The sequence below is a fragment of the Haloarcula montana genome (assembly GCF_035666295.1).
Lineage (GTDB): Archaea > Halobacteriota > Halobacteria > Halobacteriales > Haloarculaceae > Haloarcula > Haloarcula montana.
In genome coordinates, this window is sequence record NZ_CP142027.1 from 758,496 (window position 1) to 784,978 (window position 26,483).

Annotated in this window: 26 protein-coding genes; 10 read left to right on the forward strand and 16 right to left on the reverse strand. The window is 66.7% G+C overall.

The window, feature by feature from the left end; genetic code table 11:
- Positions 1-112: 112 nt before the first annotated feature.
- From VJ109_RS04005 to VJ109_RS04015, 3 genes are all read right to left on the reverse strand, one after another.
- A complete protein-coding gene (locus VJ109_RS04005) occupies positions 113-2,575 on the reverse strand; it encodes a DUF5059 domain-containing protein (protein WP_324759196.1) in 2,463 nt (820 codons plus the stop codon).
- A gap of 80 nt (positions 2,576-2,655) precedes the next feature.
- Positions 2,656-3,411, reverse strand: a complete 756-nt coding sequence (locus VJ109_RS04010; protein WP_324759198.1) for an SAM hydrolase/SAM-dependent halogenase family protein — start codon at positions 3,409-3,411, stop codon at positions 2,656-2,658.
- Positions 3,408-3,980 (reverse strand): nicotinamide-nucleotide adenylyltransferase, encoded by a 573-nt coding sequence (locus VJ109_RS04015; protein ID WP_324759200.1) that lies wholly within the window; start codon positions 3,978-3,980, stop codon positions 3,408-3,410. The genes VJ109_RS04010 and VJ109_RS04015 overlap by 4 nt, the downstream gene beginning before the upstream one ends.
- 171 nt (positions 3,981-4,151) lie before the next feature.
- Here VJ109_RS04015 and lonB point away from each other — a divergent pair, with 171 nt between their 5' ends.
- Entirely contained in the window at positions 4,152-6,239 is a 2,088-nt protein-coding gene (gene lonB, locus VJ109_RS04020) for an ATP-dependent protease LonB (protein WP_324759202.1), read from the forward strand.
- A gap of 4 nt (positions 6,240-6,243) precedes the next feature.
- Entirely contained in the window at positions 6,244-7,089 is an 846-nt protein-coding gene (locus VJ109_RS04025) for a CPBP family intramembrane glutamic endopeptidase (RefSeq protein ID WP_324759204.1), read from the forward strand.
- Here the strand turns inward: VJ109_RS04025 and VJ109_RS04030 are convergent.
- Positions 7,084-7,554 carry a methylated-DNA--[protein]-cysteine S-methyltransferase gene (locus VJ109_RS04030; protein WP_324759205.1) on the reverse strand — a complete coding sequence of 157 codons (471 nt, stop codon included), beginning with the start codon at positions 7,552-7,554 and terminating at the stop codon, positions 7,084-7,086. The two genes, VJ109_RS04025 and VJ109_RS04030, sit on opposite strands and share 6 nt — an antisense overlap.
- A gap of 89 nt (positions 7,555-7,643) precedes the next feature.
- Between VJ109_RS04030 and trpC the strand changes: the two genes are divergently transcribed.
- From trpC to VJ109_RS04050, 4 genes are read left to right on the forward strand one after another with little or no spacing between them, the layout of a single operon-like run.
- Positions 7,644-8,444, forward strand: coding sequence for an indole-3-glycerol phosphate synthase (gene trpC / locus VJ109_RS04035; RefSeq protein WP_324759207.1), 801 nt, complete (start codon positions 7,644-7,646; stop codon positions 8,442-8,444).
- Positions 8,441-9,730, forward strand: a complete 1,290-nt coding sequence (gene trpB / locus VJ109_RS04040) for a tryptophan synthase subunit beta (protein WP_324759209.1) — start codon at positions 8,441-8,443, stop codon at positions 9,728-9,730. Before trpC ends, trpB begins: the two co-directional genes overlap by 4 nt.
- The gene (trpA, locus tag VJ109_RS04045) at positions 9,730-10,605 is read left to right on the forward strand and encodes a tryptophan synthase subunit alpha (protein WP_324759211.1); all 876 of its coding nucleotides are present in this window, start codon (positions 9,730-9,732) and stop codon (positions 10,603-10,605) included. Before trpB ends, trpA begins: the two co-directional genes overlap by 1 nt.
- A gap of 26 nt (positions 10,606-10,631) precedes the next feature.
- On the forward strand, positions 10,632-11,435 hold the full coding sequence (locus VJ109_RS04050; RefSeq protein ID WP_324759213.1) for a 2-amino-3,7-dideoxy-D-threo-hept-6-ulosonate synthase: 804 nt from the start codon (positions 10,632-10,634) through the stop codon (positions 11,433-11,435).
- Here the strand turns inward: VJ109_RS04050 and VJ109_RS04055 are convergent.
- Positions 11,432-12,355: a P-loop NTPase gene (locus tag VJ109_RS04055; protein ID WP_324759215.1), complete on the reverse strand. Its 924-nt coding sequence runs from the start codon at positions 12,353-12,355 to the stop codon at positions 11,432-11,434. The two genes, VJ109_RS04050 and VJ109_RS04055, sit on opposite strands and share 4 nt — an antisense overlap.
- 208 nt (positions 12,356-12,563) lie before the next feature.
- Between VJ109_RS04055 and VJ109_RS04060 the strand changes: the two genes are divergently transcribed.
- Positions 12,564-13,730 (forward strand): 3-dehydroquinate synthase II, encoded by a 1,167-nt coding sequence (locus VJ109_RS04060; protein ID WP_324759216.1) that lies wholly within the window; start codon positions 12,564-12,566, stop codon positions 13,728-13,730.
- Positions 13,731-13,770: 40 nt separating this feature from the next.
- Here the strand turns inward: VJ109_RS04060 and VJ109_RS04065 are convergent, their stop codons facing one another.
- A complete protein-coding gene (locus VJ109_RS04065; RefSeq protein ID WP_324759218.1) occupies positions 13,771-15,018 on the reverse strand; it encodes an MFS transporter in 1,248 nt (415 codons plus the stop codon).
- A 1-nt stretch (position 15,019) separates the two neighbouring features.
- Positions 15,020-15,442 carry a zinc ribbon domain-containing protein gene (locus VJ109_RS04070; protein ID WP_324759219.1) on the reverse strand — a complete coding sequence of 141 codons (423 nt, stop codon included), beginning with the start codon at positions 15,440-15,442 and terminating at the stop codon, positions 15,020-15,022.
- Positions 15,443-15,546: 104 nt separating this feature from the next.
- Here VJ109_RS04070 and VJ109_RS04075 point away from each other — a divergent pair, with 104 nt between their 5' ends.
- Positions 15,547-15,882 (forward strand): hypothetical protein, encoded by a 336-nt coding sequence (locus VJ109_RS04075; protein WP_324759220.1) that lies wholly within the window; start codon positions 15,547-15,549, stop codon positions 15,880-15,882.
- Between the two features lie 15 nt (positions 15,883-15,897).
- Here VJ109_RS04075 and VJ109_RS04080 read toward each other — a convergent pair whose 3' ends face one another.
- The 4 genes from VJ109_RS04080 to VJ109_RS04095 all read right to left on the reverse strand — a co-directional run bounded on the left by VJ109_RS04080 (position 15,898) and on the right by VJ109_RS04095 (position 19,618).
- On the reverse strand, positions 15,898-16,587 hold the full coding sequence (locus VJ109_RS04080; protein WP_324759222.1) for a type I 3-dehydroquinate dehydratase: 690 nt from the start codon (positions 16,585-16,587) through the stop codon (positions 15,898-15,900).
- A gap of 40 nt (positions 16,588-16,627) precedes the next feature.
- The gene (locus tag VJ109_RS04085) at positions 16,628-17,656 is read right to left on the reverse strand and encodes a DNA-methyltransferase (RefSeq protein WP_324759224.1); all 1,029 of its coding nucleotides are present in this window, start codon (positions 17,654-17,656) and stop codon (positions 16,628-16,630) included.
- A 37-nt stretch (positions 17,657-17,693) separates the two neighbouring features.
- Positions 17,694-18,578 (reverse strand): methyl-accepting chemotaxis protein, encoded by an 885-nt coding sequence (locus VJ109_RS04090; RefSeq protein WP_324759226.1) that lies wholly within the window; start codon positions 18,576-18,578, stop codon positions 17,694-17,696.
- Positions 18,579-18,655: 77 nt separating this feature from the next.
- Positions 18,656-19,618, reverse strand: coding sequence for a transcription initiation factor IIB (locus VJ109_RS04095; protein ID WP_276180123.1), 963 nt, complete (start codon positions 19,616-19,618; stop codon positions 18,656-18,658).
- A 286-nt stretch (positions 19,619-19,904) separates the two neighbouring features.
- Between VJ109_RS04095 and VJ109_RS04100 the strand changes: the two genes are divergently transcribed.
- Complete coding sequence (locus tag VJ109_RS04100; protein ID WP_324759228.1) at positions 19,905-20,615, forward strand: class I SAM-dependent methyltransferase; 711 nt, start codon at positions 19,905-19,907, stop codon at positions 20,613-20,615.
- A gap of 41 nt (positions 20,616-20,656) precedes the next feature.
- Positions 20,657-20,983 (forward strand): VOC family protein, encoded by a 327-nt coding sequence (locus tag VJ109_RS04105; RefSeq protein WP_324759230.1) that lies wholly within the window; start codon positions 20,657-20,659, stop codon positions 20,981-20,983.
- A gap of 51 nt (positions 20,984-21,034) precedes the next feature.
- On the opposite strand, the gene VJ109_RS04110 is transcribed toward VJ109_RS04105, so the two are convergent.
- The 5 genes from VJ109_RS04110 to VJ109_RS04130 all read right to left on the reverse strand — a co-directional run bounded on the left by VJ109_RS04110 (position 21,035) and on the right by VJ109_RS04130 (position 26,447).
- Entirely contained in the window at positions 21,035-21,202 is a 168-nt protein-coding gene (locus VJ109_RS04110) for a hypothetical protein (RefSeq protein ID WP_324759231.1), read from the reverse strand.
- A 122-nt stretch (positions 21,203-21,324) separates the two neighbouring features.
- A complete protein-coding gene (locus VJ109_RS04115) occupies positions 21,325-22,245 on the reverse strand; it encodes a sulfide-dependent adenosine diphosphate thiazole synthase (RefSeq protein ID WP_324759232.1) in 921 nt (306 codons plus the stop codon).
- 90 nt (positions 22,246-22,335) lie between these two features.
- Positions 22,336-23,124 carry a hypothetical protein gene (locus VJ109_RS04120; protein ID WP_324759234.1) on the reverse strand — a complete coding sequence of 263 codons (789 nt, stop codon included), beginning with the start codon at positions 23,122-23,124 and terminating at the stop codon, positions 22,336-22,338.
- Positions 23,125-23,166: 42 nt separating this feature from the next.
- On the reverse strand, positions 23,167-25,704 hold the full coding sequence (locus tag VJ109_RS04125) for an ATP-binding protein (RefSeq protein ID WP_324759236.1): 2,538 nt from the start codon (positions 25,702-25,704) through the stop codon (positions 23,167-23,169).
- Positions 25,701-26,447 carry a 4-phosphopantoate--beta-alanine ligase gene (locus VJ109_RS04130; protein ID WP_324759238.1) on the reverse strand — a complete coding sequence of 249 codons (747 nt, stop codon included), beginning with the start codon at positions 26,445-26,447 and terminating at the stop codon, positions 25,701-25,703. Before VJ109_RS04130 ends, VJ109_RS04125 begins: the two co-directional genes overlap by 4 nt.
- Positions 26,448-26,483: the final 36 nt, after the last annotated feature.

Below are 26,483 nucleotides of genomic sequence, written 5' to 3' on the forward strand. Positions count from 1 at the left end.
ACACACACTCTCCCCGGCAAAGACGTTCACACCAATCCGCTCGGTGACCCGGCATACAGTTGTTTAGGCTAGCCTAAAGCACAAAAAGGCATCGATCTTTGGCCAGCCTAGATCATTCCTCGACGACGATCGTTCCGACCATCCCCGCGGCCTCGTGGGGCGTACAGAAGTACTCGTGCTCGCCAGCCGTCTCGAAGGTGTGGACATAGCTCTGGCCGGACTGGACGGCACCCTCCCTGTTCTCCCAGCCTTCGCGGGCCGCCGATTCACTGTCGAAGCCGCCGGAGGCCCAGTAATCGGCGCCTTCGGGGATCTCGTCCCCGTAGGCCACGACGTTGTGTGCCTCGCCGGCGGCGTGTTCGAAGGCGACCGTGTCACCGACGCTGACGGTCAGTTCCTGTGGATCGAAGGCGACCGCCTGCATCCCCACGACGTGGTCCGCGTCCTCGGGGACCCCCTCGACGACGTTCGGCCCGCCCGAAAGAGACGGGTCCGACTCGGACTCCCCGCCGGAGCCGCCAGTACCGCCACTGGGGGCGGCGTCGACGGCATCCACAACGGCGAACTGTGCGGTACGGGCCGCGGCAGCGAAGGAAGCAGGGTCGCCGCTGCCGGACTGGAGCCCCTGGACGTAGTCCGAGAGCGCCGACTCGAACCCTTCGTAGGCCGACTGGGAGGCGCTCTCCAAGCGGTCGTGGACCGACGCGTTCTCGAAGGTCTGGAAGGTACCCTGCGCGATCGGGACCGGCGCGTCGCTCCCCCCGCTGGCCGCGGTGATCGCCGACACCGTCTCCAGGGCGGCGTCGCCGAAGGTCTTGGCGGGCGGGTAGACATCCTCGCCGTTCTGCGCCGCCGAGATCACTGCGCCGAGCGCCTCGTCCTCGAACCGGTGGTAGAGTTCCTCGTCGGCCTCTTCGAGAGCTTCGTGATAGCCTGCCGCGCCGTTCTCGAAGAAGGCGAGGGCCTGCTGGCCGAGTTCGGCCGCCCGGGCGTCGTGACCCAGCGCGTCGACCGCAGCCGCGTCGAACCCGAGCGCGGCCATGTACGTCGCGCCGGACCCGCTGGCGACGGCGGGCGTGTGCTCGCTCTCGAAGGACAACAGCGCGTCGAGCACGCCCTGGTGGTGGGTGTCGACTGCCGCGTCGTCGCCGTTCTCGTAGGCGGTGATCAGGCTCGTGAGATGCTCCTCCTCGAAGGTCTCGTACAGCGATTCGCTGGTCTCCTCCAGCGTCTCGTGGAAGTCCAGTTCGTTGGCCTCGAACCGTTCGAACAGCTCCTGGGTAACGGTGACCGCCTGTGCGTTCTTGTCCTGGCGGTACAGTTCCCAGGCGTCGGCGAAGCGGGCCTTGAAAAAGCCCGACTGGAGGACCGGAGCGGACCCGCCGGCCAGCGCCTCGATGCCGGCCACGAGGTTCGTATCGACCGTCCCGACCGCGTCCCCGATGCCACTGGTGTCACCGTCCTCGATCGCCGTCGTCAACGACGAGAGCCCGGACTCGAAGGCCTCGTAAGCCTCGTTGTCGGCCTCTTCGAAGGGATCGTGGGCGGCAGCGCCCTCGAAGTGGGCGAAGACGTCCTGTGCCATCTGGCCAGCGGTGTCGGCGCCGCCGCGCCGAGCGAGCCACTGGGCGTCAGCGACCCGCGCCCGGTAGCTGTTCAGGGTCGCCGCGTGTGCGTAGTCCGCGCCGGGACCGCCCAGCAGCGAGACCGTGGCGGCGTCCCAGCCTTGAGACTGGAACGTCGCGAGGTGGCCGGTATCGGCGACCGCCTGTGCGCTGGCGATGGCGTAGGCCCCCTCGACAGCGGCGTCCAGAACGGTGCCGGCGGCCTCGACGACGCCCTCGCCGTCGCCGCTGCCGGCCGCCGACTGCACCGTCGACAGTGCGCCCTCGAAGCGCTCGTAGATCCCCTCGTCAGCCGATTCGAGGGCACCGTGGACGAGGCCGTCTTCGAACGAGATTGTGGCCGCCTCGGCGACCGGCCCGGCCGCCTCGACGGCTCCAGCGCGGGCCAGGCCGGCGGCGTTGTTCGCCCGCGATCCGATCACGAGCAGGTCGAAGACGCGGGTCGCCGTCTGGGTCGTCGCCGCCTGCTGTGCGGTCTGGAGGGCACTGCTGGCCGTGTCAGCCGCGTCGGCGGCGGCCTCGACGTTGCCCTCCGAGAGCGCCGACTGGAGGTCACCGAGCGCCCCCTCGAATCCCTCGTAGGCTGCCTCGGACGTCGATTCGAGCCGTTCGTGGGCGCCGTACTCGCCGTTCGCCCCCTCGAAGCGAGCGAAGACGTTCGCCGCGACGGTCGCCCCTGCGGCGGGCGCACCGGCACGCCCGAGCGCCACGGCGTCGTACAGTCGGGCGCGGTAGACCGACCACTCGGCCGCGACGGCGGTCATCGGGCCGACCGGCGTCGGTTCCGCGGTCGCCGTCGGCTCCTCGGTCCGTGTAGCCGTCTCGGTCTGTGTGGCCGTCTCCGTCGATCCGTCGTCGGTCTGTGCGCTCGAACTCGAACCCGGACAGCCAGCGAGCAGGCCACTCGCTGCGATACCGACCGTCTTCAACAGATCTCGTCTGTCTGGCATATTTGATTAGGCTTGCCTAAAGAACTTAATCCCGTCGATTTTTTGGGCGCCCTAAAATGTGGCAGACCGAACGGATTCGGCTACAACTCCAGGGACACCGGATCGCCGACACCGACGGCGAACGCGTCGTCGCCCCGCCCCTGGTTGACCGCGAGTTCGACGTTGCCGTGGCTGCCGACGGTCACCAGTCTGTCCCCGGGATCGAGGGCCGCGTAGGCGCGGCGGACTGGGGTTGGATCGCCGTCGATGGCGACAGTACCGCCGAAATGACCCTCCAGAACCGATCCGGGGATGTTCGTGACGACGTTGCCGAAGCCGTCGACGACGAGCACCTCGCCGCGCGTGCCGCCCTCCACGAGTTCGGCGGTCGGGAACTGCAGGTCGACGTAGTCGTCGGTCGGCGTCGTCCGGTCGAGTTCGGAGACGGCGTCGGTACCGGCTTCGTGGACCGCGGCCGCGGCGGGCGCGAAGACATCCCGGCCGTGGAACGTCGAACTCGCCGGATCGTCGTAGGCCCAGGTGAACACCTCGACAGAATCGGCCAGTTCACGAGCGACCGGGAGCGCGACGCCGTTATCGGGGGCGACGAGTGCGTGCTCGCCGGCGCGGACGACGACGGCGTCCCTGTCCGTGCCGACGCCGGGATCGACGACCACGCAGTGGACCGCTGGCGGGAAGTACGGGAGCGTCTGTGTGAGCCAGAACGCCGCGGCACGGACGTCCTGTCGGGGGAAATCGTGGGCGATATCCTCGATGCGGGCATCGGTCCGCTTACAAATTACACCGCGCATGGCGGCCGGATACGGCGTCCCGAAATCCGATGCGAGGGTGATCATTGGTCCGCCGGGTCGCCGACTTCGGGTTCGTCGAGTTGCTCGTCTTCAGCGGTGTAGCGGTCCAGCGAGTCGCTGTCGGAGACGTGCTGGAGGCGCTTGACGCCGTGGATCTCCTCGATGACGTCGACCACCGAGTCCGGGACCCGGTCGCGCCAGGACTCGTCGTGGATCATCCGCTGGCGGATCTCGCTGCCTTCGAGGCGGTCCCGGTCGAACATCGGGGACTGGCGGACCTCGATGCCGCTCTCCTCGAAGAGTCGGACGACGAGCGGGTTGTTCGAGTACGCGACGTCGAAGTCCGGGCACATACTCTCGACGTGGCTCACCCAGACGGCGTTGCGGTTGATGTCCTCCAGCGGGACGACGTAGGTCGTCAGGTCGAACTCCGTGACGGCTTTGGTGATCATCATGATCCGCTCGCCGGCGGTAAACGGGTCGTGTGTCGTATGCGAGTCGTCGGCGCTCCCGATCCCGAGGACGAGTTCGTCGACCTCGTCGGTGATCCGATCGACCATCGCGTGATGGCCGTCGTGATAGGGCTGGAACCGCCCGATGTAGAACCCACGCATACCCGACTGTGTGACTGGTGGTTTGATAAACCCGACGACGGAACCGAGCGGACAACCGGACGACGGCAGGATCGAGAGCCCTCTTGCGGTTTTCGGTGTGTATCGACCCCGGGTTCGGGGAGAAAGTATATCAGTAGACAGCCCTTGAAATCCGGTGTTAGCAACGTTTGTATGAGCGACAATACCGAACACGACGCGGCTCCCGACGCCGGCCGGGAGAACACCGACGCCGGCGAGGCCACGACGGCCGACAGCCCTGCTGAGACGGACGACGAGCGGGCGTCAGAGCCGACCGTCGACGGTGACGACGGGGACACGACCCTCGGAAGCGACGTCGAGGTCGAGGGAGAGAGCAACCTCGACGGCGAAGAGGAGGACTTGCTCGGCGGCCTCGAAATCGATTCGACCGCCGACATCGAAGTCCCCGATCGTCTCGTCGATCAGGTCATCGGGCAGGACCACGCCCGTGACGTCATCAAGAAAGCGGCCAAACAGCGCCGACACGTGATGATGATCGGCTCGCCCGGGACGGGTAAATCGATGCTGGCCAAAGCGATGAGTCAGTTGCTCCCCCGTGAGGAGCTCCAGGACGTCCTCGTCTATCACAACCCCGACGACGGCAACGAGCCGAAAGTCCGGACGGTCCCCAGCGGGAAGGGTGAACAGATCGTCGACGCCCACAAGGAGGAAGCCCGCAAGCGCAACCAGATGCGGACGTTCCTGATGTGGATCATCATCGCCATCGTCATCGGCTACTCGCTGATCATCGCCCAACAGATCCTGTTGGGCATCCTGGCGGCGGGTGTCATCTATCTCGCCTTCCGCTACGGCTCGCGGGGCAGCGACGCGATGATCCCGAACCTCCTGATCAGCAACACCAGCCAGAAGACCGCGCCCTTCGAGGACGCGACCGGTGCCCACGCGGGTGCGCTGTTGGGCGACGTCCGCCACGACCCGTTCCAGTCCGGCGGCATGGAGACGCCCAGCCACGACCGCGTCGAGGCCGGCGCCATCCACAAGGCCAACAAGGGTGTGCTGTTCGTCGACGAGATCAACACCCTGGACATCCGCAGCCAGCAGAAGCTGATGACGGCCATCCAGGAGGGCGAGTTCTCGATCACGGGCCAGTCCGAGCGCTCCTCGGGCGCGATGGTCCAGACCGAGCCGGTCCCCTGTGACTTCATCATGATCGCGGCCGGGAACCTGGACGCGATGGAGAACATGCACCCGGCGCTTCGTTCCCGGATCAAAGGGTACGGCTACGAGGTGTACATGGACGACACCATCGAGGACGACCCCGAGATGCGCCGGAAGTACGCCCGCTTCGTCGCCCAGGAGGTCGAGAACGACGGGCGGCTCCCACACTTCACCGAGGAGGCCGTCGAGGAACTCATCCTCGAAGCCCGTCGCCGTGCGGGTCGGAAGGGGCACCTCACCCTGAAGTTCCGTGACCTCGGTGGCCTGGTCCGTGTCGCGGGCGACATCGCTCGCGCGGAGGACAGAGAGCAGACCGAACGCAAAGACGTCCTGCAGGCGAAACGCCGCAGCCGCTCCATCGAGCAACAGCTCGCGGACAACTACATCGAACGCCGCAAGGACTACGAGCTCACCGTCAACCAGGGCGACGTCATCGGCCGCGTCAACGGCCTGGCAGTCATGGGCGAGGACAGCGGAATCGTCCTCCCCGTGATGGCAGAGGTCAGCCCGTCACAGGGTCCCGGCCAGGTGATCGCGACCGGTCAGCTCAAAGAGATGGCCGAGGAAGCCGTCCAGAACGTCTCGGCGATCATCAAGAAGTTCAGCGACGAGGACATCTCCGAGAAGGACGTCCACATCCAGTTCGTCCAAGCCGGTGAAGGCGGCGTCGACGGCGACTCGGCCTCGATTACGGTCGCAACCGCCGTCATCTCGGCGATAGAGAACGTCCCGATCAAACAGAACCTCGCGATGACGGGCTCACTATCGGTCCGGGGCGACGTGCTCCCGGTCGGCGGTGTCACCCACAAGATCGAGGCCGCCGCCAAGGCCGGCCTCGATACGGTCATCATCCCCGAGGCCAACACCCAGGACGTCATGATCGAGGAGGAGTACGAGGAGATGGTCGAGATCATCCCCGTCTCCCACATCTCGGAAGTCCTGGAGGTCGCGCTGTCGGGCGAGACCGAGAAGGACTCGCTGGTCGACCGCCTGAAGTCCATCACGGGCAAGGCCCTCGAACACGAGGTCGGCCGCCAGGGCGGCAGCCCCAGCCCGCAGTAGAGCCGTGCCCGGTTGGGCCGCCTTCGTCGGCCTGACGGGACTCCTTCTGACCGCGTTACTCGCGCTCGCGCGCCTTTCGCAGGGACTCACCGACGAGAGCGGTCTCTCGGCAACCGCGGAGGGCGTCCCGTCACTGGAGGAGCACGCCGACGCGCCGACGGCCGACCCTGTCATCCCACGGTTCGAGACCCCGGAGAGCGCCCGGCGGCGCCGTTGGGTCGAATCGCGACGCTCGAACCGACCCGAGAGCATCTCGACCGGGGCGCTGCTGGCGAACGTCGCGCTCACCCAGGGGCTGTTCGGCGCGCTCTTGCTGGCAGCGGCGTTCTACTACCGAATCCCGGCCAGTGCGTTCGGTGTCAGCGCGGCCCCGCTCTCGACGGGATGGCCAGCACTCGCTGTCGGCGTCGCGGCCGGCGTCGGGTTCTGGCTGGGCAACGAGGCTGCCGCGTCGCTGGCCGCGGGGTTCGACATGGCCTTCGACGAGTCCGTCCGTGGGCTGCTGGCACCGGATTCGGCCGGTGGCTGGGTGGTCCTGCTTGGCGTCATCCTGCCGGTCATCGCGGTCGTCGAAGAACTGCTCTTTCGTGCGGCGGCTATCGGCGTCCCCGTCGCGGGCCTGGGCGCGCCGGCGTGGGCGATGGCCCTCGTCTCCTCGGTCGCGTTCGCGCTGGGCCACGGCGCACAGGGCCGGGTTGGAATCCTCGTCACCGGGGCGCTCGGGCTGGGGCTCGCCGGCCTGTTCGTCGTTACCGACAGTCTGCTCGCCGTCGTCGTCGCCCACTACCTCATCAACGCCCTGGAACTGGGCGTCCACGAGGGGCTGGGGGTCGAACGGCTGTCGCTATAACCCTTCGACCGACCGAAGCTTCTGTTCGACCGCCGGTGGGGCGCTACTGGGTCCGTCACGAACCCGGTGATCGGGAATGAGAAGCGGGACCGGATTGCCAGCCAGCGCCTCGCGGACCGCGGCGAGGTCGTCCTGTTCGGTCGCGTCCAGGTCCGGCGTCATCCGTGCGATCTGCTCGACGGTGGCGTTCTCGCCGTAGGGAACCTCACGGACCGCCTCCAGCACGCGACGCTGGGCGGTCGGCACTGTCAGTCCGACGGTCACGTCCTCGAAGCCGTCTTCGGTTCCGGAGAGGTAGTCGTCGATACGGTCAAGCAGTGCGTGGTCGTCGCTGGTGCCGTCCTCGGGGTGTGTCGGGAACGACAGCGAGATGACCCGGTCGCCGGCCGCCCCGAACTGGACGTACCGGTCGAGGTAGTCCGACTCCCGCGCGTAGATGCCCGCGTCGCCGCTCGGTGTCTCCATAGCCGGAGTGTCGACCCGGCGTGTCTTCAACCTGCGGCCCGTTCCCGAGGACAACGCTTATGTACACTTCTGTACGTTAGTGTTCAGTAATGGACGACAGTGTGGGTGCGATCGCACCGGAAGTTGAGTCGATACTCGCGGCGGCGCGCGAGCGCACCGGCGGTAGCGACCGGGTCACCGTCGACGCACGGTCGCTGCCGGCGGCGTTCGAACAGGCCGAGGCCGGCGGGCGCGTGCCGCTGGTCGCCGAGATCAAGCCGACCAGTCCGACGACCGACGGCGAACGGACCGACGACCCGGTAGAACTGGCCGAGCGGATGGTCGCGGGCGGCGCGGCGGCACTGTCGGTCCTGACCGAGCCGGACCACTTCGGCGGTTCAGCGGAGACGCTAGAACGGGTTCGCGAGACCGTCGATGTCCCGGTCCTGCGGAAGGATTTTATCCTCCACGAGGCGCAGTTAGACGTCGTCGAGGCCGACGTGGTCCTGCTGATCGTCCGGTTTCTGGAAGCGGAGGGAACCGACGACCTGCCGGACCTGATTTCGGCGGCCCGCGACCGGGGGTTTCAGGTCCTCGTCGAGACCCACACCGAGGCCGAGGTCGAGACCGCTGTTGAAGCCGGTGCGGACATCGTCGGGATCAACAACCGGGACCTGGCGAAACTGGAGGTGGATCTGGCGACCTTCGAGCGAGTCAGTGAATCGGTGCCCGAGAGCGTCACCCTCATTGCCGAAAGCGGCATACACACGCCGGAGGACGTTCGGCGGATGCGCGGAGCCGGTGCCGACGCACTGCTGGTCGGCTCGGCCATCATGGACCACGGCGCGGACACCGACGTGACAGCGAACACGCGGCGACTGACCGATGCGGAGACGGAGACACAGACATGAGCACGGACGACGCACACGACCCCAAGTTCGGCGAGTACGGCGGACAGTACGTACCCGAGGCGCTGATGCCGGCCATCGAGGAGCTGGCCGACGCCTACGAGCGGTACGTCCTGGAAAACGAGGACGGCTTCATGGACGAGTTCCGGGAGCGCCTGGCCGATTTCGGCGGCCGCCCGACCCCGTTACAGTACGCCGAGCAGCTCTCGGCCCGGTACGATACCGACATCTACCTGAAACGTGAGGACCTGCTGCATGGCGGCGCGCACAAGCTCAACAACGCGCTGGGCCAGGTCCTGTTGGCGAAGTACATGGGCAAAGAGCGTATCATCGCTGAGACCGGCGCGGGCCAACACGGTACCGCGACGGCGATGGCGGCGGCGCATCTGGATATGCCCTGTGAGATCTACATGGGCGAGACCGACATCGCCCGCCAGCGGCCCAACGTCTTCCGCATGCGGATCAACGGCGCCGACGTCAACCCGGTCACGGTCGGCCGGGGAACGCTCAAGGAGGCCATCTCCGAGACGATGCGAGACTGGGCGACCACTGTCGAGACGACACATTATGTCATCGGCAGCGTCGTCGGTCCCCACCCGTTCCCGAAGATGGTCCGGGACTTCCAGGCGGTCATCTCCGAGGAGGCCCGCGAGCAAGCCATCGAGAAGACGGACGGTCTCCCCGACGCGGTCGTCGCCTGCGCTGGCGGCGGTTCGAACACCATGGGCGCGTTCGCCGAGTTCGTCGACGACCCCGACGTGGCGCTGTACGCCGTCGAGGCCGGCGGCTCCTCGCTGTCGGTCGACGAAGAGCGCGGCGTCGCGCCCAACTCCGCGACCCTCTCGACCGGTGAGGAGGGGGTCCTCCACGGTGCCCGGACGAAGCTCCTCCAGGACTCGGACGGCCAGATCATGGAGTCACATTCGGTCTCGGCCGGCCTGGACTACGCCGGTGTCGGCCCGGAACTGGCCCATCTCGTCGACGAGGGTCGCGTGACGCCGGTCAACGTCGACGACGACCACGCCCTGGAGGCGTTCCACCGTCTCTCCCAGGACGAAGGGATCATCCCCGCGCTGGAGACGGCCCACGCCTTCGGATATCTCGAAGAGCACCACGGCGACCTGGGGGAGAGCGTGGTCGTCAACGTCTCCGGTCGCGGCGACAAGGACCTGGAGACGGTCATCGAGGAGACGAGCAAACGGGACCTCTCGATCGCGCCGGACATGTCCGTCTTCGACACCGGCGGGATGATGAACCCCGACAGCAGCCACACGGACGGTGATCACTGATGGGACTAGAGCGAGTCTTCGAGCGCGACGATCCGGCCTTTATCCCCTATCTCACCGCGGGAGATCCCGACTACGAGGCCTCACAGGCCTACATCGAGGCGTTAGAGCGGGGCGGAGCCGACCTGATCGAACTCGGTTTGCCGTTCTCGGAACCGATCGCCGAGGGGAAGACTATCCAGGACGCCATCGTCCGCTCGCTGGAGGCGGGGATGACTGTCGATCGGTACTTCGAGTTCGTCGAAGAACTGGACGTGGACGTACCGGTGGTCTGTATGACCTACTACAATCTGGTGTTCCAGTACGGGGACAGCGAGGCGCCCGGCGCCTCGGACCCGAGCGGTGAAACCGCGAGCAAGGGTCCACGGCCCTTCGTCGAGAAGGCCGCCGAAGTCGGCATCGAGGGGCTTGTCGTCGTCGATCTCCCCGCCGAGGAGGCCGGCCCGCTGCGGGCGGCCTGTGACGAGTTCGGCCTCGATCTGGTGTTCATCGTCGCGCCGACGACGACGGGCGACCGGTTGGACACCATGAAAACACAGGTCTCGGGATACGTCTACGTCCAGGCCCGCCTGGGCGTCACCGGCGCGCGCGACGACGTCGACGACGCTACCGAGGAGTCGTTGGCTCGCCTGAGCGACTGGGACGTGCCAAAGGCCGTCGGTTTCGGTATCAAGACCGGCGATCACGCGGAACGCATCGTCTCGGCGGGCGCCGACGGGATCATCGTCGGCTCCGCGCTGATCGACATCGTCGCCGAGGGCCACGAGAACGGCGACGATACCGAGACCGTCGCCGACCGCCTCGAAGCGAAGGCACGTGAACTGACGGAGGGTGCCCGTCGGGGGGCACAGAACCGGCCGCAACCGGAACGAACATAACCGTACTTGCCACACTGTCTCATATCATGGATACAGGGAAACACGCACGGCTCACACGCATCGGGACAGACGGCCAGTACGTCATCGTCCCGATGGACCACGGGATCACGATGGGGGCAGTCAAAGGACTGAAAGACATCGAATCGACGATCGACGCGGTCACACGCGGCGGTGCCGACGCCGTCCTGACCCAGCGAGGGATCGCCGACCGCGTCCATCCGAACAAGAACGACGCGGGCTACATCGCACATCTCAACGGCTCGACGACGATCGGTCCGGACGAAAACGACAAACGGACGACCGGGACCGTCGAAGACGCTCTCCGGGTCGGTGCCGACGCCGTCTCTTTCCACATCAACGTCGGCAGCACCTACGAGCGCGAACAGATCGAGGAACTGTCGACCCTGACCAGCGAGGCCGACCGCTACGGCCTACCTGTCCTGGCGATGGCCTACGCCCGTGGCCCCGAGATCGATCCCGAGGCGGACGACTACAACCAGGCGGTCGGGCACGCAGTTCGACTGGCCGAGGAACTGGGGTCGGACGTGGTCAAGACCGGCTACACCGGCGACGCCGAGAGCTTCCAGCACGTCGTCGAATCCACCTCGCTGCCGGTCGTCATCGCCGGCGGATCGAAAGGGACCGACGAGGAGACGCTGGACATGGTCCGGGGCGCGATGGACGCGGGCGCCGCCGGTATCTCGATGGGTCGGTCGATCTTCCAGCACGACGAACCGGAGAAGATCACCCGTGCGGTCTCGGCGGTCGTCCACGACGACGCCGACGCCGTCGACGCGCTCCGCGAGGCGGGGCTGGCAGTCGAAGCTTAACGATCGAACACGTCCTGGAGTTGTCGGCCGGACGAGTGGGGCGACGTACCCGCGTTCCCGAACGCCTGTTCGATATCGTCGGTACTAGTATCCGGTCCCCCGCTCTCCGAGTCCCGAGATGTCCGGCTACCGTTGCTCCGGTCTCCAGTCGCCGGCCCGTCACATGCGGTGCTGTCTGCCCGTCCCATCGCCGAGGAGTTCGCTGTGGTCGGCTCCGTCAGACGACGAGCGATCTTCCGGTACGCGACGGCCGCGCCGCTGTGTGGGGCATGCTCGACGACTGGTTCCCCGTGTTCCTGTGCGTACGGAACTGCATCGTCCTCAGGGACACGGCCGAGTACCGAAACGTCGAGACAGGACGCGACGTGGTCCGCGACTGCCGGGATACCCGCCCCCGACTTCGTGAGGATGAGTCCGCTGACCGCCGTCTCGACGTGGCCCGCAAGTGGCAGTGTCTCGTTGGCGTTCCGGACTGACGAGACACGCGGCGTCGAGACCAAGACGGCTTCGTCGGCGAGTTCCATCGCCCGTACCGTCTCCTCGCTCAGTCCCGCCGGCGTGTCGACCAGGATAGCGTCGTGCCGCTCACGGAGCGTGTCGACGACGCCTGGGAGCGTAGAGAGATCGGTCCGAGCGTACCCCTCCAGTGACGTTCCGCTGGGGACGAGCGACAGTCCGCCAGCGGCGGGATACGTCGCGTCCGCGACGGTCGCCTCCCCCGCGAGGACCCCGTGAAGCGTCGTCGTCGCCTCGACATCGAGAAACTCGGTGAGGTTCGCCATCGCCAAGTCGAGTTCGAGGACGGCGGCGTCGTGGCCGGCGTTCGCCAGGGCCACCCCCAGGTTGATGCTCGTCGTCGTTCGACCGACCCCACCTTTCGCACCCGCGACCGTGTAGACAGTGCATCCATCGGTTGACATCTGAAGTGATCTCCCGCTGAGATCCGCTAGCACGCCGCACCCACATTGTATTATGTCGATTACCGTCAGACGGCCCACAGTAAACACTCTTAACCGGGCGGTCTCAGAGTGCTCGACCGGGACGGTCGGCTGCCAACCCCACATCCCGCGACGAGGCGCCGTTGCCCAATCCGCCACGTTCAAGCCCCGGCGTCGCGCACGTGGGCGTATGACACGAAGCGTGTGGCTCAAAGCCGACGACGAGGTCGGCGACTGGGAGACACGGAAGCGCCGTATCACCGCCGGCCTCGAAGCCGGCGTCGACTGGGTTCTGGTCGACGAGAGCGACGTCGACCGGGTAGAGGAACTTGGTGCCGTCAACATCGCCGCCTTCTCGAACGGTGACGTCCACGTCATGGAGGCCGAGGAGGAGGCGATCACGAGCGACGCGACCATCGTCGGAAAAGACGGCGAGGGTGACGGGACAGTCGATCTCCCCTCTGATTTCTCCGGCTCTGCGGACCTCTCGACGCTGCGGCGCAACGGGACGACGACCGACGGCGGCTACGTCCGGATCTTCGACGAGGACTACGAGGCCTTCGCCGAGGCGGTCGCGGCCGAAGCCGACTTCACGATCGTCATCGGCGAGGACTGGCAGATCATCCCCCTGGAAAATCTCATCGCCCGGGTCGGCGAGGAGACACAGCTCATCACCGGCGTCCAGACCGCAGAAGACGCCCGCACCGCCTACGAGACGCTGGAACACGGCGCCGACGGCGTCCTGCTCGACACCGACGACATCGACGAGATCCGCAAGACCTGCGAGGTACGCGACGCGGTCGGCCGCGAGCAACTCGACTTGCAGTACGCCGAAGTGACTGCCGTCGAACAGACCGGGTCGGCCGACCGGGTCTGTATCGACACGGGCAACCTGATGGAACACGACGAGGGGATGCTCGTCGGTTCGATGGCCCGCGGGCTCTTTTTCGTCCATGCGGAGACCGCCGAATCCCCCTACGTCGCCTCCCGGCCGTTCCGGGTCAACGCCGGCGCCGTCCACGCGTACGTCCGGACCCCCGACGGCGGGACGAAGTACCTCTCGGAGCTCCAGTCGGGCGACGAAGTGCAGGTCGTCGACAGCGAGGGTCACACCCGCGAGGCGATCGTCGGCCGTGCGAAGATCGAGAAACGCCCGATGTTCCGGGTCCAGGCCGAGACCGAAGACGGGGACCGGATCGAGACGCTGCTGCAGAACGCCGAGACGATCAAGGTCCACACCCGCGAGGGCCGGACCGCTGTCACGGACTTGGAGCCGGGCGACGAGTTGCTGGTCTACTACGAGGACACGGCGACACACTTCGGCGAGAAGATCGAAGAGAGCATCATCGAGAAATAACGGCGACACGGCCGGGCGGCTCGTTCTCTCGTCGTCCGCACTAACCGGTTTGCTGTCCGGCCTCGACGTGCTCGTCCTCCTCCACGAGGTCCCCCGATCGAAGCGTCAGCGTCGCGAGGCCGGCGAGCGCGAGCAGCGCGGCCCCGGCCAGAAACGACGGCGTCCAGCCGGTCCGGGCGATCAGGAAGCCGGCGACGGTCCCACCCAGGATACCGCCGGGGACTTTCGCCGAGTAGACGAGCGCGTAGTTCTCCGATGAGCGAGCGCGCCCGTAGTAGCGTCCCACGAGGGAGGGAAAGACCGCGAACACTGGGCTGCGGAAGAACGCGGTCGCCCCGACCAGAAGGACGAACAGCGGTGCGAGTCCACGGACGCCGACGACGACCGCACCCGCGAGCGAACAGCCACACAACAGCAGGGAGGCCCCGACGGTCCGTTCGCCGCCGAGCCGATCGGAGAGCGCGCTGACGACGACGATACCGCCCGCGTCGGCCAGGGCGATCACCGACGCGACCGTCGTCGCCGTCCCGGCACCCATCCCCAAACCTCTGGTAAACCCGACGGACTGCCCGATCAGCATCAGCCCCACGCCGTTGACGACGACCATGACGCCGAACAACACCCAGAACTGCCAGGTCCGGAGCACCGACCGCCAGCCGACCGCCGCCGTCTCGTCGACGCTGACCGTATCCTCGTCGTCCGTGGCGTCGGTACCCGTCGGCGGATCGCGGAGCACGAGCGCCGCCAGCAGTCCCGCACCGCCGACCACGACAGCCAGTGTCAGCAGCGTCGCGCGGTAGGAGGCGTCTAGTCCGGACTGTAAGAGGGGAATGGCCACGACGCTGACCGCGCCATAGGCCATCGTGACCGCCCCCGTCGCCAGGCCCCGCCGGTCGGTGAACCACTTGACCGGCGTGTTGACCGCGACCGTGTACGCGATCCCACAGCCGACGCCGCCGAGCGTGTAGGCGACGAGGACCAACGGATACGATCGAACCACTGCCAGTCCAGCGTACCCGCTGGCCAGGAACAGCGCGCTCACCACGAGAATCGCCCGCGGTCCGTAGCGGTCCCTGATGCTGCCGGCCGGGAACTGGACGAGCGTCTGGGCGACGATATAAGCGGTGAACACGTTACCGAGTCCGGTGGAGGACGCGCCGACACGGGTCCCGACCGGACCGCTGAGAGAACTCCAGGCGAACTGGTACGTTCCGGCAGCACCCATTACCCCCGCAGCGACGACGACCAGCACCCAGCGGGTCCCGGGCCGCGATGGATCGTCGGTCACGTCACTGGGTCGAGTCCGCGCCGGCGTCCTCGGCGGCCGACAGCTCGGTCGTACACCAGTGACAGAAGTCGATATCCTCGTCGAGTTCCTTCCCGCAGTTGGGACAGGTCAACCCGTCGGCGACAGCCCCTTCGTGTTGGGTCCGTGTCGCCATCCAGTAGGCGTCGGCCATGCTGAGAACGGTAATCGCCAGCAGTGCGAGCGACGCCTCCGGCGGGAGTCCACGGGAGGCAGCGAGGAAGGCATCGACGGATAGCTCCGTCGGAAGGTCGCTCTCACCCAACAGCAGCGTCGTGGTGCTGAACACGAGTCCGAACCACAGAACGGCACGCACCCACTCCCGAAGGTAGATGTGACCCAGCCCCGGATAGACGAGCGCCAGGAGGACCGCCAGCCAGGGCCGCTTGCGTCCCGTATCGGTCATATCTCCGATGTCCGACAGCCACGCCCCTATATCTTCCGAAGGCAAGAACCGGCGGTCCTGTGGTCGGCGATAGCTTATAGACACCCGACACCCTACCGGTTGCTATGACTGACGCCGACACGCCACGGACGTACGCACGCCGACGCGTATTACAGGGGGCGAGTGTACTCGGCGGGCTGATGGCGGCAGGTGTGAAACCGACCGCGGCAGCTACGACCGAGTCCCCCAGCACTGGATTCGGAACCGGTGGGTACGGTGCGGGTCGGTACGGTGCCACGACACAGTCCCAGGTCGCTCGGTTCGATACGAACGGGACACCCGGCATTCAGCGGTCGGAAGTTCTTGCGGCCATCACGGCCTACGACAACCAGGAACGAGTTGGCGGGCAAACCGTGACTGCCGATGACGTGATGGCCGTCATAGCGGCGTACAACGCCTGAGCATCGGTCGAGGGTTCACTGATCGCTCCGGAGTTGAGAGATCAGCGAGCGTAGCGTCGCCAGGTCGTACTGCCCGGGCGCGGTCGCGTCCGCGGGGTCGACCGGTGCGTACCCGATCCGTGAGCCATACAGCGGCGCGACGGCTCGGGAATGACGGCCGGCCGCGCCCATACACATTGTTGCCACCGACTCGCCGGCGGCCGTGAGTTCTCTGGTCGCGCCCAGCATCGCCAGCACGTCGTCGGGCGAGTGGGCAGTCGATGCCAGCTTCCCCACGTCGCCGTACTCACAGGCCCGTCGGAGCCGGTCGGCGATCTCCTGCCGCGCCGGCGTCGACTCGAAGTCGTGGGTGGAAACGACGACCGATGCACCGCAATCGCGGGCGGCGTCCGCGACCCGTCCCGCGTCGTACTCCCCCGCCCCGGCAAGCGCTGCCAGTTCGAGATCGACAGCCGAGACAGCCTCGTATTCGAGCGCCGCTTCGAGCGTGTCGAGCCTGCCGGCCGTGTCGGGTGCCTCACCGCCTTCCCACTCGACACGGTTCGTCACGAGAACCGGAAGAGTACCTTCGTAGGCATCGAGCTGTGCAAGTGGCTCGTCCGCGAAGTCCATTCGGAGTTCGACGCCGTCGGCGTGTTCGCGGGCGTCGGGCTCGACAGTCAGGTCGTCGGTCGCAGCAAGCAACGTGAACGACTCGAAGTTCATACCCGTGGTTCGGCCGAGTCTGTCAAAAAGCGTCGGACTCTCACTCCACCGGGACGTGTGTAACACGGTATCCGTCGTCGGTTCCCTCGACGGTATCGGCGGCGTAGAACCGTATCTGACGCTCCTGTTTCGTGTTGACCGGGAAGTCGTAGAACTCGGCGGTGTAACCGGGCTCGTCACCGTCGTCACGCTGTCGGTGGACCCACTCGCGGTGGTCGTCCAGCCGCTCGCGGCCGATCTCGCGGGAGCGAGCCGGCGCTGTCTCGACCCGATCGTCGAGCGCCGAAAGCAGGTCGGGATCACGGTCGATACCGACCGAGTCACGGGCAGTGACCATCGCCGCCAGCGTCGTCGTCCCGGTCCCCAGGAACGGGTCGAGCACGGTGTCGCCGTAGACGGAAAACATCGAGATCAGTCGGTACGGGACCACCAACGGGAACGCGCCGGATCGATCCCGCAGCCCCTCCTGGAGGTCCTGTGCCTCACCGCGAAGCTCCCAGAGGTCCGAGAACCACTCGTTGCGCTCCTCCCAGAAGTACGCGCTCTCGTAGCGACGGGTCGACCCCGGTTCGAGGCGGCGGCGCTCGCCGTTGCGGAACACGAGGATCTGCTCGTGTTCGAGCGTCGGGTAGGCGTTCGGTGGGACCATTCCCGACCCCATGAACTTCGCGCCGCTGTTCGTCGGTTTCCGCCAGAGGATATCCGGCAACGCCCGCAGCCCGTGATCGGTGACGCGGGCGGTCACCTCGGCACCGTTTGGATACGATCGAAAGCCGTCGTCCAGCGAGCGGGTCGCGTCGCCGACGTTGAGACAGGCGATTCCCCCGGGAGCGAGGACGCGGGCGACTTCGGCCCAGACCTTATCGAGGACATCGTGCATCAACTCGAAGGCTCGGTCGCCGTCGCCGGCCGACAGCGTGTCGGCGATAGCCGGGTCCAGCTCCCCGAAGATGTCGTCCCACATCTCGATCATCGGGTACGGCGGGGACGTGACCACGAGTTCGACGCTGTCGTCGGGCAGCGGGATCTCGCGTGCGTCACCGGTGACGACCCGGTGTGTCGTCTCCATACCGGCCCGAGAAGGTGGGGCGACTCGTGTCTTGTGGTTAGCGGTCGTCGACGGCGTTCTTGAGTTCGGTGATCTTGGCGGTCTGTTGCTCGTTCGCCGCGGCGATTTGTTCGATCTGCTCGGCGACTTCCTCGGCGTTGTCGGCGGTCATGTCGACCATGCTGGCGACCTCCTCGGTCGAGGCGGCCTGTTCGTCCGTCGCGGAGGCGACCTCCTCGGCCCCGCGGGCAGCCTCCTCGACGGACTCGTCGATCTCCCGGAGGATCTCGACGGTCCGACTGACCTGCTCGATGCCGGACTCGACCTGTTCGTTGGCGTGTTCGATACTGTCGACGGTCTCCTCCGTGTCTGACTTGATGTTGGCGACGAGCTGTTCGATCTCGGTCGCGTTCTGCTGGGACTCTTCGGCCAGCGATTTGACCTCGTCGGCGACGACGGCGAACCCCTCCCCGGCTTCACCCGCACGGGCGGCCTCGATCGAGGCGTTCAGCGCGAGCATGTTCGTCTGGTCGGCGATGTCGTTGATCACGTCGACGATCTCGTCGATCTCGTCGATTCGCTCCTGGAGTTGTTCGACGTCCTGGGAGACGTCGGTGTTAGCTTCGTCGACGGCTTCCATCGCGCCGATGGCGTCGTCGGCGACGTCACGTCCCTCTGCAGCGAGTTCGCGGGCGTCGTCGCTGACCTGCCGGACCTGGCTCGCACTGGAAGCGACTTCCTCGACGGTCGCCGACAGGTTCGATACCTCGCCAGCGACTTCACGCATGTTTTCGGACTGCTGGTCGGCGAGATCGCTGATCTCCTGGGAACTGGACGAGACGTTCTCGGAGACGCGAAGCAGTTCGTCGATCGCGTTTCCGATGTTCTCGCCGGTGACATCACCGACACTGTCCGTGCCGGTGCTGTCGATATCAGAGGCCATAGCTCATCGGCCGAGAGCCAGCGAATTAAACGTACCTCCGCAGTTATCAGCGGTGATTTTCCGCCACAGCGATCCGGTTATGCGACCGGAAGGTCCTGCTCGGCTTCGAGCAGTTCGTGGTATCGGTTGCGGATCGTAACCTCGGAGATGTCGGCGACTTCGCTGACGGCCGCCTGGGTGGTCTTTTCGTTGGTCAGCAGGGCAGCGGCGTAGACGGCCGCCGCCGCGAGACCGACAGGTGATTTCCCGGAGTGGACGCCCTGCTCTTTGGCGTTCTGGAGGAGCTGACGGGCACGGTGTTCGGCCTCGTCGGAGAGTTCCAGCGAGGAAGCAAACCGGGGAACGTAGCTCTCGGGGTCAGCCGGCGCGACTTCGAGCCCGAGTTCCCGGACGACGTAGCGGTAAGTGCGGGCGATCTCGCTTTTCTCGACGCGGGAGACTTCCGTGATCTCGTCCAGCGACCGCGGGACGCCTGCCTGGCGGGCCGCAGCGTACACCGAAGACGTCGAGACGCCCTCGATGGAACGACCGGGCAGGAGGTTCTCGTCCAGCGCACGCCGGTAGATCACACTGGCAGTCTCGCGGACGTTCTCGGGCAGGCCAAGTGCGGAGGCCATCCGGTCGATCTCCCCCAGCGCCTGTTTGAGATTCCGTTCCTTGGAGTCGCGGGTCCGGAACCGCTCGTTCCACTTACGGAGCCGCTGCATCTTCTGGCGCTGTTTGCCCGACAGGGAGTTGCCGTAGGCGTCCTTGTCGCGCCAGTCGATGTTCGTCGAGAGTCCCTTGTCGTGCATCATGTTCGTCGTCGGAGCGCCGACCCGGGACTTCTCGTCTTTCTCGCTGGCGTCGAAGGCACGCCACTCGGGGCCACGGTCGATCTCGTCGGTCTCGACGACCAGGCCACAGTCCTGGCAGACCGTCTCGCCGTGTTCGTCGTCCATGACGAGCGTGCCGCTACACTCCGGGCAAGCCGTCTCTGTCGAGGCAGACTCCTCGGTCTGTTCGTCCGTCTGTCGTCGTGTGCGTGTGTGTTCGCTCATTGGATGCGAAGGCGGGTGCTCACCGGGCAGGGACAGGCCTAAAGAAACCCGGAGGCAATCGGTAAGCCTGGCTTCGGTCGAAAGTCATTTAACTCCTGTGGTATCGCTTCGAGGAGTGGCAGTTCACGCCCCGAGTACCGTCTCTGTGTCTCCCACGCACACCCATTGAAATACGTGTTTAGACAACCTCTCGGCCGTTGTTCCACCGTCGAGGTCGGTGGAGAATACGACGAGGCCGGCGGAAGTAATACCCAGTTATATACACTAGTGTATAGAAACACCCATCGTGTCTCGGGAGTTCGAAGTCGACGAGGACTACCGGTTCATCGGGCGGACCTTCGCCGAGTACGGTCGGATGTTCGGGATCGAGCGGGGCGACCTGGCCGACCGCGTCATCCTCGACTGTCCCGGCGGCCCGGGATCGTTCACCGCGGTGGCGGCACGACTCACCCGACGGACGCTTGCCGTCGACCCCGCCTACGGCCCGTCGGTCGAACGCCTCTCGGCGCGCTGTCGTGCCGCCGTCGACCGGACCGTCTCGCAGTTACAGCGGGACCCGAGCCGGTTCGTCTGGGACGAGTACGGCGACCCGGAGACCCGCGGCCGGTACCTGCGAGCGGCCGCCGAGCGGTTCCTCGCCGACTACGCCACCCACCCCGGTCGATATCTGCAGGCGGCCCTCCCGTCGCTGCCGCTGCCCACCGACAGCGTCGATCTCGTGCTCTCGGGGAACCTCCTCTTTCTGTACGACGACCGTCTTGACGCCGCGTTTCACGTCGACGCCATGCTCGAACTCGCCCGGGTCGCTCGCGAGGAACTCCGCGTGTTCCCGCTGCACGCGCTGGACCACGAGGAGTCGGCGCTGCTTGCCCCGACGGTCGAACGACTCCGCGAGCGTGGGCTGACCGTCGAGCGACACGCAGTCCCCTACGAGTTCCAACCCGGCGCGACGGAGACGCTGGTCGTCTCCGGGACCGCCGGCTTCGACGGACGGTGAGCGGGCGGTGCGTATTTGAGCCTGCCGGTCACACCACCGCCATGGACGGCATCGTCTTTTTCGCTACCGAGCGCCACGATGAGGTGGTCCAGTTTTACCGTGACCTGGGCGCCGACGTGTGGCGCGAACAACCCGACTGTACGATCCTCCGAGCAGGCGGCTTCCGTTTTGGCTTCTGTGCCAGAGACCACGCCGACACCGAGGGCATCGTGACGTTCGTCTTCGAGGACCGCGCGGGCGTCGACGCGGCCTACGAGTCACTGGACGATCCGGGCGACCCCCCGGCGTTCAACGACACCTACGACATCTACCAGTGTTTCGCCACGGACCCGGAGGGCCGAACCGTCGAGTTCCAGACCTTCGAGTAGCCGACTCTCGGCAGTCCTGCCACCACAGCCGAACCGTCGGCGCGTGCCGGGTCACGTCCCGTCGCGACCCAGCGCCACGCGAGGGACGAGCGCAGCGAGCGGCGACCACAGGGAGCCCGAGCGAGCGAGTCGGTTGGGGAGGACCGTGGCAGTCGCGGGGTGGTTGCGGGGCGGGTCGGTTACCGAGCGGGGCCGTGCGGTCGTAGTAGTCGCCAGCATACGCAGCGCGGAGCGCCGCGTTTCACTCGACCGAACGCCGGAGGCGTGAGGTCGAGCGGTTTTTCCCCAAGTTTTTGCAAACGGGGTTCGCGGAGCGAACCCCGTGCAGTAAAAAGTGGGGTCTAGTCGTCAGCGGGCGTCGCGCGACTCGTCAGATCGACCTCGGCAGCGTCGACCTCCAGTTCGTCCAGCGCGACCTGGGCGGCCCGCTTCCCGGAGACGAGCATGGCGCCGAATGTCGGTCCCATCCGCGGGAGGCCGTAAGTCGTCGCGGTCGCCATGCCGGTGACGACGAGCCCGTCGTGGGCCAGGCCGGTGTGTTCGACGACGGCGTCCTCGCTCTCGCCGACCCACATGGAGTCGTGGCCGGGCGAGTCGTGGCCGGGGGCGCCGTAGGTGTCGTCGTCGGTGGCGTCCATACCGGCGTCGCCCTCCTCGATACCCGGCGCGTTCAGGACGCCCCGTTCGTCGAGTTTCTTGACGGCCATCGCGTCGTGGCCCGTCGCGTCGATGACCAGATCGGCCTCGACGGCGATGGGGTCGACGCAGGTGATCTCGCGGGGGAGCGCGTGGACCGGCGTCCAGTTCATGACGATACCGCCGACGCGGTGATCCTCGCGGATCACGATGTCCGTGAATTCGGTCATGTTCTGCATCTTCGCGCCGGCGTCGCAGGCGGCCTTGATCAGGCCCGAACAGGCCTCCGGCCCGTTAGCGATGTACAGTCCCTCACTGTCCTGGGACTGCTTGAAGTCGACATCGAGTTCCTCCAACACCTGCTGGGCCGGGTCACGCACCGTGACCTTGTTCATGAGGAAGCCGCCGAGCCAGAACCCCCCGCCGAGGTAGTTGTTCTTCTCGACGACCATCGTCTGGACGCCCCGTTCGGAGAGTTCTTTCGCGGCCATCAACCCGGAGGGACCGCCACCGACGATGATGACGTCCGAGTCCGAGAAATCCATGAACTCCTCGGTCCACTCCTGGCCGATCGCGCGTGTCACTTCCGCCTCGCCAACGTCGCTGAACTGATCGAAGTTCTGCATACCACTTGGTAATATTCTGCTGTGGTAGAAAGGCGTTGTGGTGTGAAGAGCCGCCGCTCCGGGATCGACGAACCGAGCCGCGGGGAGTGGCTACGACCAGGCGTGCAGTCCGGCAGCGGTCAAGACCTGCTGTCCGCCGTCGGGCTGACAGACCGCCCACCGTTCCAGGTCGGCCGCCTCGGGGAACAGGTGTTCCGGGACGAGCGGCATCGGAACCGGTGCGTACCCCTCATGTCGCATCGCGGTCGGGCCGGAAAACCGCTCGACCACCTCACCCTGTGCAGTGACCTCGAAGCGGCCGTCGTCGGCCCGCCGGTAGGCATGTTGAAAGGCGTGACGCTGTGGGGCCGCCAGGTCGTCGATACTCTCGAAGACGGCGACGACTTCGGTACCGACGCCCAGCTCCAGTCGCGGCCGCTCGTCACCGACCGGCACCTCCCGCCACTGGAGGTCGGCCGTCGCCGCTCGGGCACAGGCGTAGCTCCCGTCCGAGAGCGGGACTCTATCCGGTCCCTTGTAGAAGTGTCGGCCGTCCGGACCGTCGTCGGCGACACAGGCCGGTTCGCCGAGCACCGTCGCGACAACCTGTGTGAGCGTCGTCCCGGTCGATTCCGTCGACGGAACCACGAACAGGCAGTCACGGCCCTCCCGGACTGCGTCGGCAAAGCGCGGGACCAGTCCGGCCGGACCGACATCGGCCTCTGTAAGCGGTTCGACGGCGACCGGCCGCGGGTCCTCGGGGTCGACGAGCCCGACAGCGTCCCGCGTGGGTGCCGCGAGCACGGGCGGCCGCCGTCGGTCGTCGGTCGGCTCGATCTCGTAGCCGGCCCGCTCGCACAGCTCGACGCCGTGATCGCGGACCGAAGGATAGACGGGCATTCGCCGGTCGTAAGTGCCCGAGTCGCAAGAAGGTCCCGCCGGTCAGTCCAGCGCCGTCGTCCCGTCGGCCTGAGCGTACCGGTCCCGGCCCTCCCAGTTCTCGATGCTGGAGTGGGTCTCCCAGACCGCGGTCTCTAAGTGTTCCTGGGCGAGGTCCGAACCGTCACGGAGCGCCTCCCGGGCCGCGTCCTCCGCGAGCAGTTCGAGGTCGCTGGCGGCGTAGCTCTCGGTGTGTTCGACGATCGGCGCCCAGTCGATCCCCTCGGTGATCGGCCGGTCTTGGAGGTGGATCTCCAGGATCTGTTGGCGGGCCTCGGCGTCGGGCGGTGGCACTTCGACCCGCTCGTCGAACCGGCCCGATCGACGAAGCGCACCGTCGATGTCCTCGACGAAGTTCGTCGCGGCCACCACGACGATGTCGTCCTCGGAAGCGCCCTCCAGTTCGGTCAACAGTTGGTTGACAAGCTGTTGCTCGCTGGTGTTCATCGAGCCGTGTCGCGAGCCGGCGATGCCGTCGATCTCGTCGATAAAGAGGACACACGGCGCGTTGGCCCGCGCGATCTCGAACACCTCGGCGACGTTCTGTGCCGGTTCTCCCATCCACTTGCTGGCGATGTCCGCGGGCGTGATCTCGACGAAACTATGATCGAGTTCTCCCGCGAGCGCCCCCGCCAGGTGGGTCTTTCCACAGCCCGGTGGCCCGTAGAGGAGCAGCCCGGAGAGCACGTCGATGCCGTACTCGGCGTAGGCCTCGGCGTTCTGGAGCGGGTCGATGACGGTCTCGTCCAGTCGCTGTTTCAGGTCGTCCATCCCACCGACATCCGCGAAATCCCGGCCGGGCTCGGTCTCGACCAGCGTGGAGGCCTGCAGGTCGACACCATCGGGCTGGACGACACCGTTGACGGCGACGTCTTCGGGATCGACCCAGTCTTCGATACTGGTCTCGGACTCCTCGACGACGGTCATGAGGTGGTCGGTACGGATCGGGGCGTCCTCGCGTAACGCCTCGCGGGCCGCGTTCTCGGCGATGAGTTCGAGGTCGCTGGCCGCGAACCCGGCCGTCTCCTCGACGACGGTGTCCAGCGAGAGATCGTCGGCGGTGGGCCGGCCGGCCAGGTGGATCGCCAGGATCTGCCGCCGTGCGTCGGCGTCGGGCGGCGGCACTTCGACCCGCTCGTCGAACCGACCCGACCGGCGGATCGCGTCGTCGACATCCTCGACGAGGTTCGTCGCGGCCACCACGACCACGTCCTCCTCGGCGATCCCCTCCAGTTCGGTCAGCAGTTGGTTGACAAGCTGTTGCTCGCTGGCGTTCATGTTGCCCTCGCCGCTCCGGGAACTGGCGATCCCGTCGATCTCGTCGATAAAGAGGACACACGGCGCGTTGGCCCGCGCGATCTCGAACAGTTCCTCGATCTTCTTCGCGGGTTCGCCCATGTACTTGCTCGTCACGTCCGCGGGGGTGACCTCGACGAAGCTGTGGTCGATCTCGCCGGCGAGCGCACCTGCAACGTGGGTCTTCCCACAGCCCGGCGGCCCGTGTAACAGGACGCCGTTGACGACGCCGATGCCGTACTCCTCGAACGCCTCGGGGTTCTGGAGCGGGCGGGCGACTTTGTGGTTCAGCGTCTCCAGGAGTTCGCTCATCCCGCCGACATCGGCGAAGCTCCGTTCCGGATCGGGATCGACCAGCGAGTCGGCGTCCATCTCGACGCCGTCGGGCTGGACCACGGTGTCGTCGTCGGACGGGCTCTCGCGGTTGATCGTCGGAGCGCCGTCGGGCTCGTTCTCGGGACGGTTGTTCCGGCCTCGCCCACCCTGACGCTGCTCCTCCTCGGCCTGTTCGACGCGCTCGCGGATGTCACGTTCGAGCCGGTCGGGGTCGACCTCGTAGCCGTAGGTCGCCAGCCGACGCGGGTCCGCGCTGACGTACTCGGCCAGCCAGGCGTGCCGGCGGAGTTCGTCGGTATCGACACCGGGATCGCGGAACGAGACCATCACGACATCCTCGGTATGGGGAGCGTGAAACTCCGCCAGCCAGAAGGGGAGATACACTCGTTTGACCGACTGGACGCCCTCGAACCCGTCGGGGTCGAAATCTCCCGGGAGCCCGTAGGCCTCCCGGAGTTTCCGCAGGAAGACGTTGGCCGTTCCGGCGTTCTGTTCCCGGTACTCGGTGAGCCGACTGGGGAGGATCGACGCCGCGTCGTCGGTGGTCCCCTGGAACTGCAACAGGACCGATCGACCCAGCGACGGCGTATCGGTGCCGAAATCGAAGCCGTCAGTCGCCAGTCCGGTCACGTTCTCCGCGCTGTCGGCGTACTGTGAGAGCGCACGGTCGTTGTCGGCCCAGAGCCCGTCCAGCAGCGCGCTCGCGTGCCGGCGCTCTGTCCCGAACAGTTTCCCTTCGCCGGTCTCGTAGGTGTACTCGACGCGGAACGCCGGATAGAACACCCGGTGGAGGCGTTCGAGTCGTTCGTCGTCGCCCAGTTTCGTCAGCGTCCGGTCGGCCAGCGTCTCCCGGACCGACGCCTCGTCGGGGACGCCTCGGTCGATATCGATCGAGGGCGGGAGGCTCATGCCTCCACCTCCCGGATGCGCCGCTTCGCGTCGGCAAGCGCCGCGTCGGCGTCGAACGTCTCGATGGCCGCCTGCTGAGCGGCGGGATCGCCGGCCAACTCGCGGGCGTGGTCGGTGATAGTGGGGATCGCCCGGATGATGTTGTCGACGATCGGGACCGTCGCGACCTGTGGCGAGCGGCTCAGCGGGTTCAGATCGACGACGAGTTCCGTCTTCCCCATCTCACCCAAAGCCTCGGCTCGGTCGCCGTCCTCCAGCGGGACGAGCACCACGTCGGCGTCGTAGATCCCGTCGGAATCGACCTTCGCGCGCTCGTGATCGAGGCCGGGGATGCGGGCGTCCGCGTCGAGTCCCTTGACCCCCTCGGCGCCGTGCTCGCGGAGGTAGTCGGCGATCGCTTCGATCCGCTCCCGGCTCCGATTGAACAGGTTCACTTCCAGTTCGGCGCCGGTCACGTCGGCCAACTCGACCAGTTCTTCGGGGACCAGGGCAGCGGCGTTCCCGTTGACGGAGACGACTGCGTGCTCGGCGGACAGGAGGTAGGCGGCGGCCGCACGCGCCGCACGGTCGGCACTGTCGGTGGTTTCCTCACCGAGCAGATAGTCGAACGCTTCCCCCCGTCCCTCCGCGATGAGTCCCTGTTTGGAGGTGATACCGCGCTCGACGCCCGCCTCGATGCGGTGGCGCGTCAGCAGCGACTCGTATCGCGGGTGACTCTCCGGTACGGAGACCTCTTCAGTCATACCTTCCGTTGGCCCCCCGAGGGTAGAAAATCCGTC

Coding starts and splice junctions, on each gene's coding strand:
- VJ109_RS04005 (WP_324759196.1), bottom strand. CDS start 2,575: ATGCCAGACAGACGAGATCTGTTGAAGACGGTCGGTATCGCAGCGAGT.
- VJ109_RS04010 (WP_324759198.1), bottom strand. CDS start 3,411: ATGATCACCCTCGCATCGGATTTCGGGACGCCGTATCCGGCCGCCATG.
- VJ109_RS04015 (WP_324759200.1), bottom strand. CDS start 3,980: ATGCGTGGGTTCTACATCGGGCGGTTCCAGCCCTATCACGACGGCCAT.
- lonB (WP_324759202.1), top strand. CDS start 4,152: ATGAGCGACAATACCGAACACGACGCGGCTCCCGACGCCGGCCGGGAG.
- VJ109_RS04030 (WP_324759205.1), bottom strand. CDS start 7,554: ATGGAGACACCGAGCGGCGACGCGGGCATCTACGCGCGGGAGTCGGAC.
- trpC (WP_324759207.1), top strand. CDS start 7,644: ATGGACGACAGTGTGGGTGCGATCGCACCGGAAGTTGAGTCGATACTC.
- trpB (WP_324759209.1), top strand. CDS start 8,441: ATGAGCACGGACGACGCACACGACCCCAAGTTCGGCGAGTACGGCGGA.
- trpA (WP_324759211.1), top strand. CDS start 9,730: ATGGGACTAGAGCGAGTCTTCGAGCGCGACGATCCGGCCTTTATCCCC.
- VJ109_RS04050 (WP_324759213.1), top strand. CDS start 10,632: ATGGATACAGGGAAACACGCACGGCTCACACGCATCGGGACAGACGGC.
- VJ109_RS04055 (WP_324759215.1), bottom strand. CDS start 12,355: ATGTCAACCGATGGATGCACTGTCTACACGGTCGCGGGTGCGAAAGGT.
- VJ109_RS04060 (WP_324759216.1), top strand. CDS start 12,564: ATGACACGAAGCGTGTGGCTCAAAGCCGACGACGAGGTCGGCGACTGG.
- VJ109_RS04070 (WP_324759219.1), bottom strand. CDS start 15,442: ATGACCGATACGGGACGCAAGCGGCCCTGGCTGGCGGTCCTCCTGGCG.
- VJ109_RS04075 (WP_324759220.1), top strand. CDS start 15,547: ATGACTGACGCCGACACGCCACGGACGTACGCACGCCGACGCGTATTA.
- VJ109_RS04080 (WP_324759222.1), bottom strand. CDS start 16,587: ATGAACTTCGAGTCGTTCACGTTGCTTGCTGCGACCGACGACCTGACT.
- VJ109_RS04085 (WP_324759224.1), bottom strand. CDS start 17,656: ATGGAGACGACACACCGGGTCGTCACCGGTGACGCACGCGAGATCCCG.
- VJ109_RS04090 (WP_324759226.1), bottom strand. CDS start 18,578: ATGGCCTCTGATATCGACAGCACCGGCACGGACAGTGTCGGTGATGTC.
- VJ109_RS04095 (WP_276180123.1), bottom strand. CDS start 19,618: ATGAGCGAACACACACGCACACGACGACAGACGGACGAACAGACCGAG.
- VJ109_RS04105 (WP_324759230.1), top strand. CDS start 20,657: ATGGACGGCATCGTCTTTTTCGCTACCGAGCGCCACGATGAGGTGGTC.
- VJ109_RS04110 (WP_324759231.1), bottom strand. CDS start 21,202: ATGCTGGCGACTACTACGACCGCACGGCCCCGCTCGGTAACCGACCCG.
- VJ109_RS04115 (WP_324759232.1), bottom strand. CDS start 22,245: ATGCAGAACTTCGATCAGTTCAGCGACGTTGGCGAGGCGGAAGTGACA.
- VJ109_RS04120 (WP_324759234.1), bottom strand. CDS start 23,124: ATGCCCGTCTATCCTTCGGTCCGCGATCACGGCGTCGAGCTGTGCGAG.
- VJ109_RS04125 (WP_324759236.1), bottom strand. CDS start 25,704: ATGAGCCTCCCGCCCTCGATCGATATCGACCGAGGCGTCCCCGACGAG.
- VJ109_RS04130 (WP_324759238.1), bottom strand. CDS start 26,447: ATGACTGAAGAGGTCTCCGTACCGGAGAGTCACCCGCGATACGAGTCG.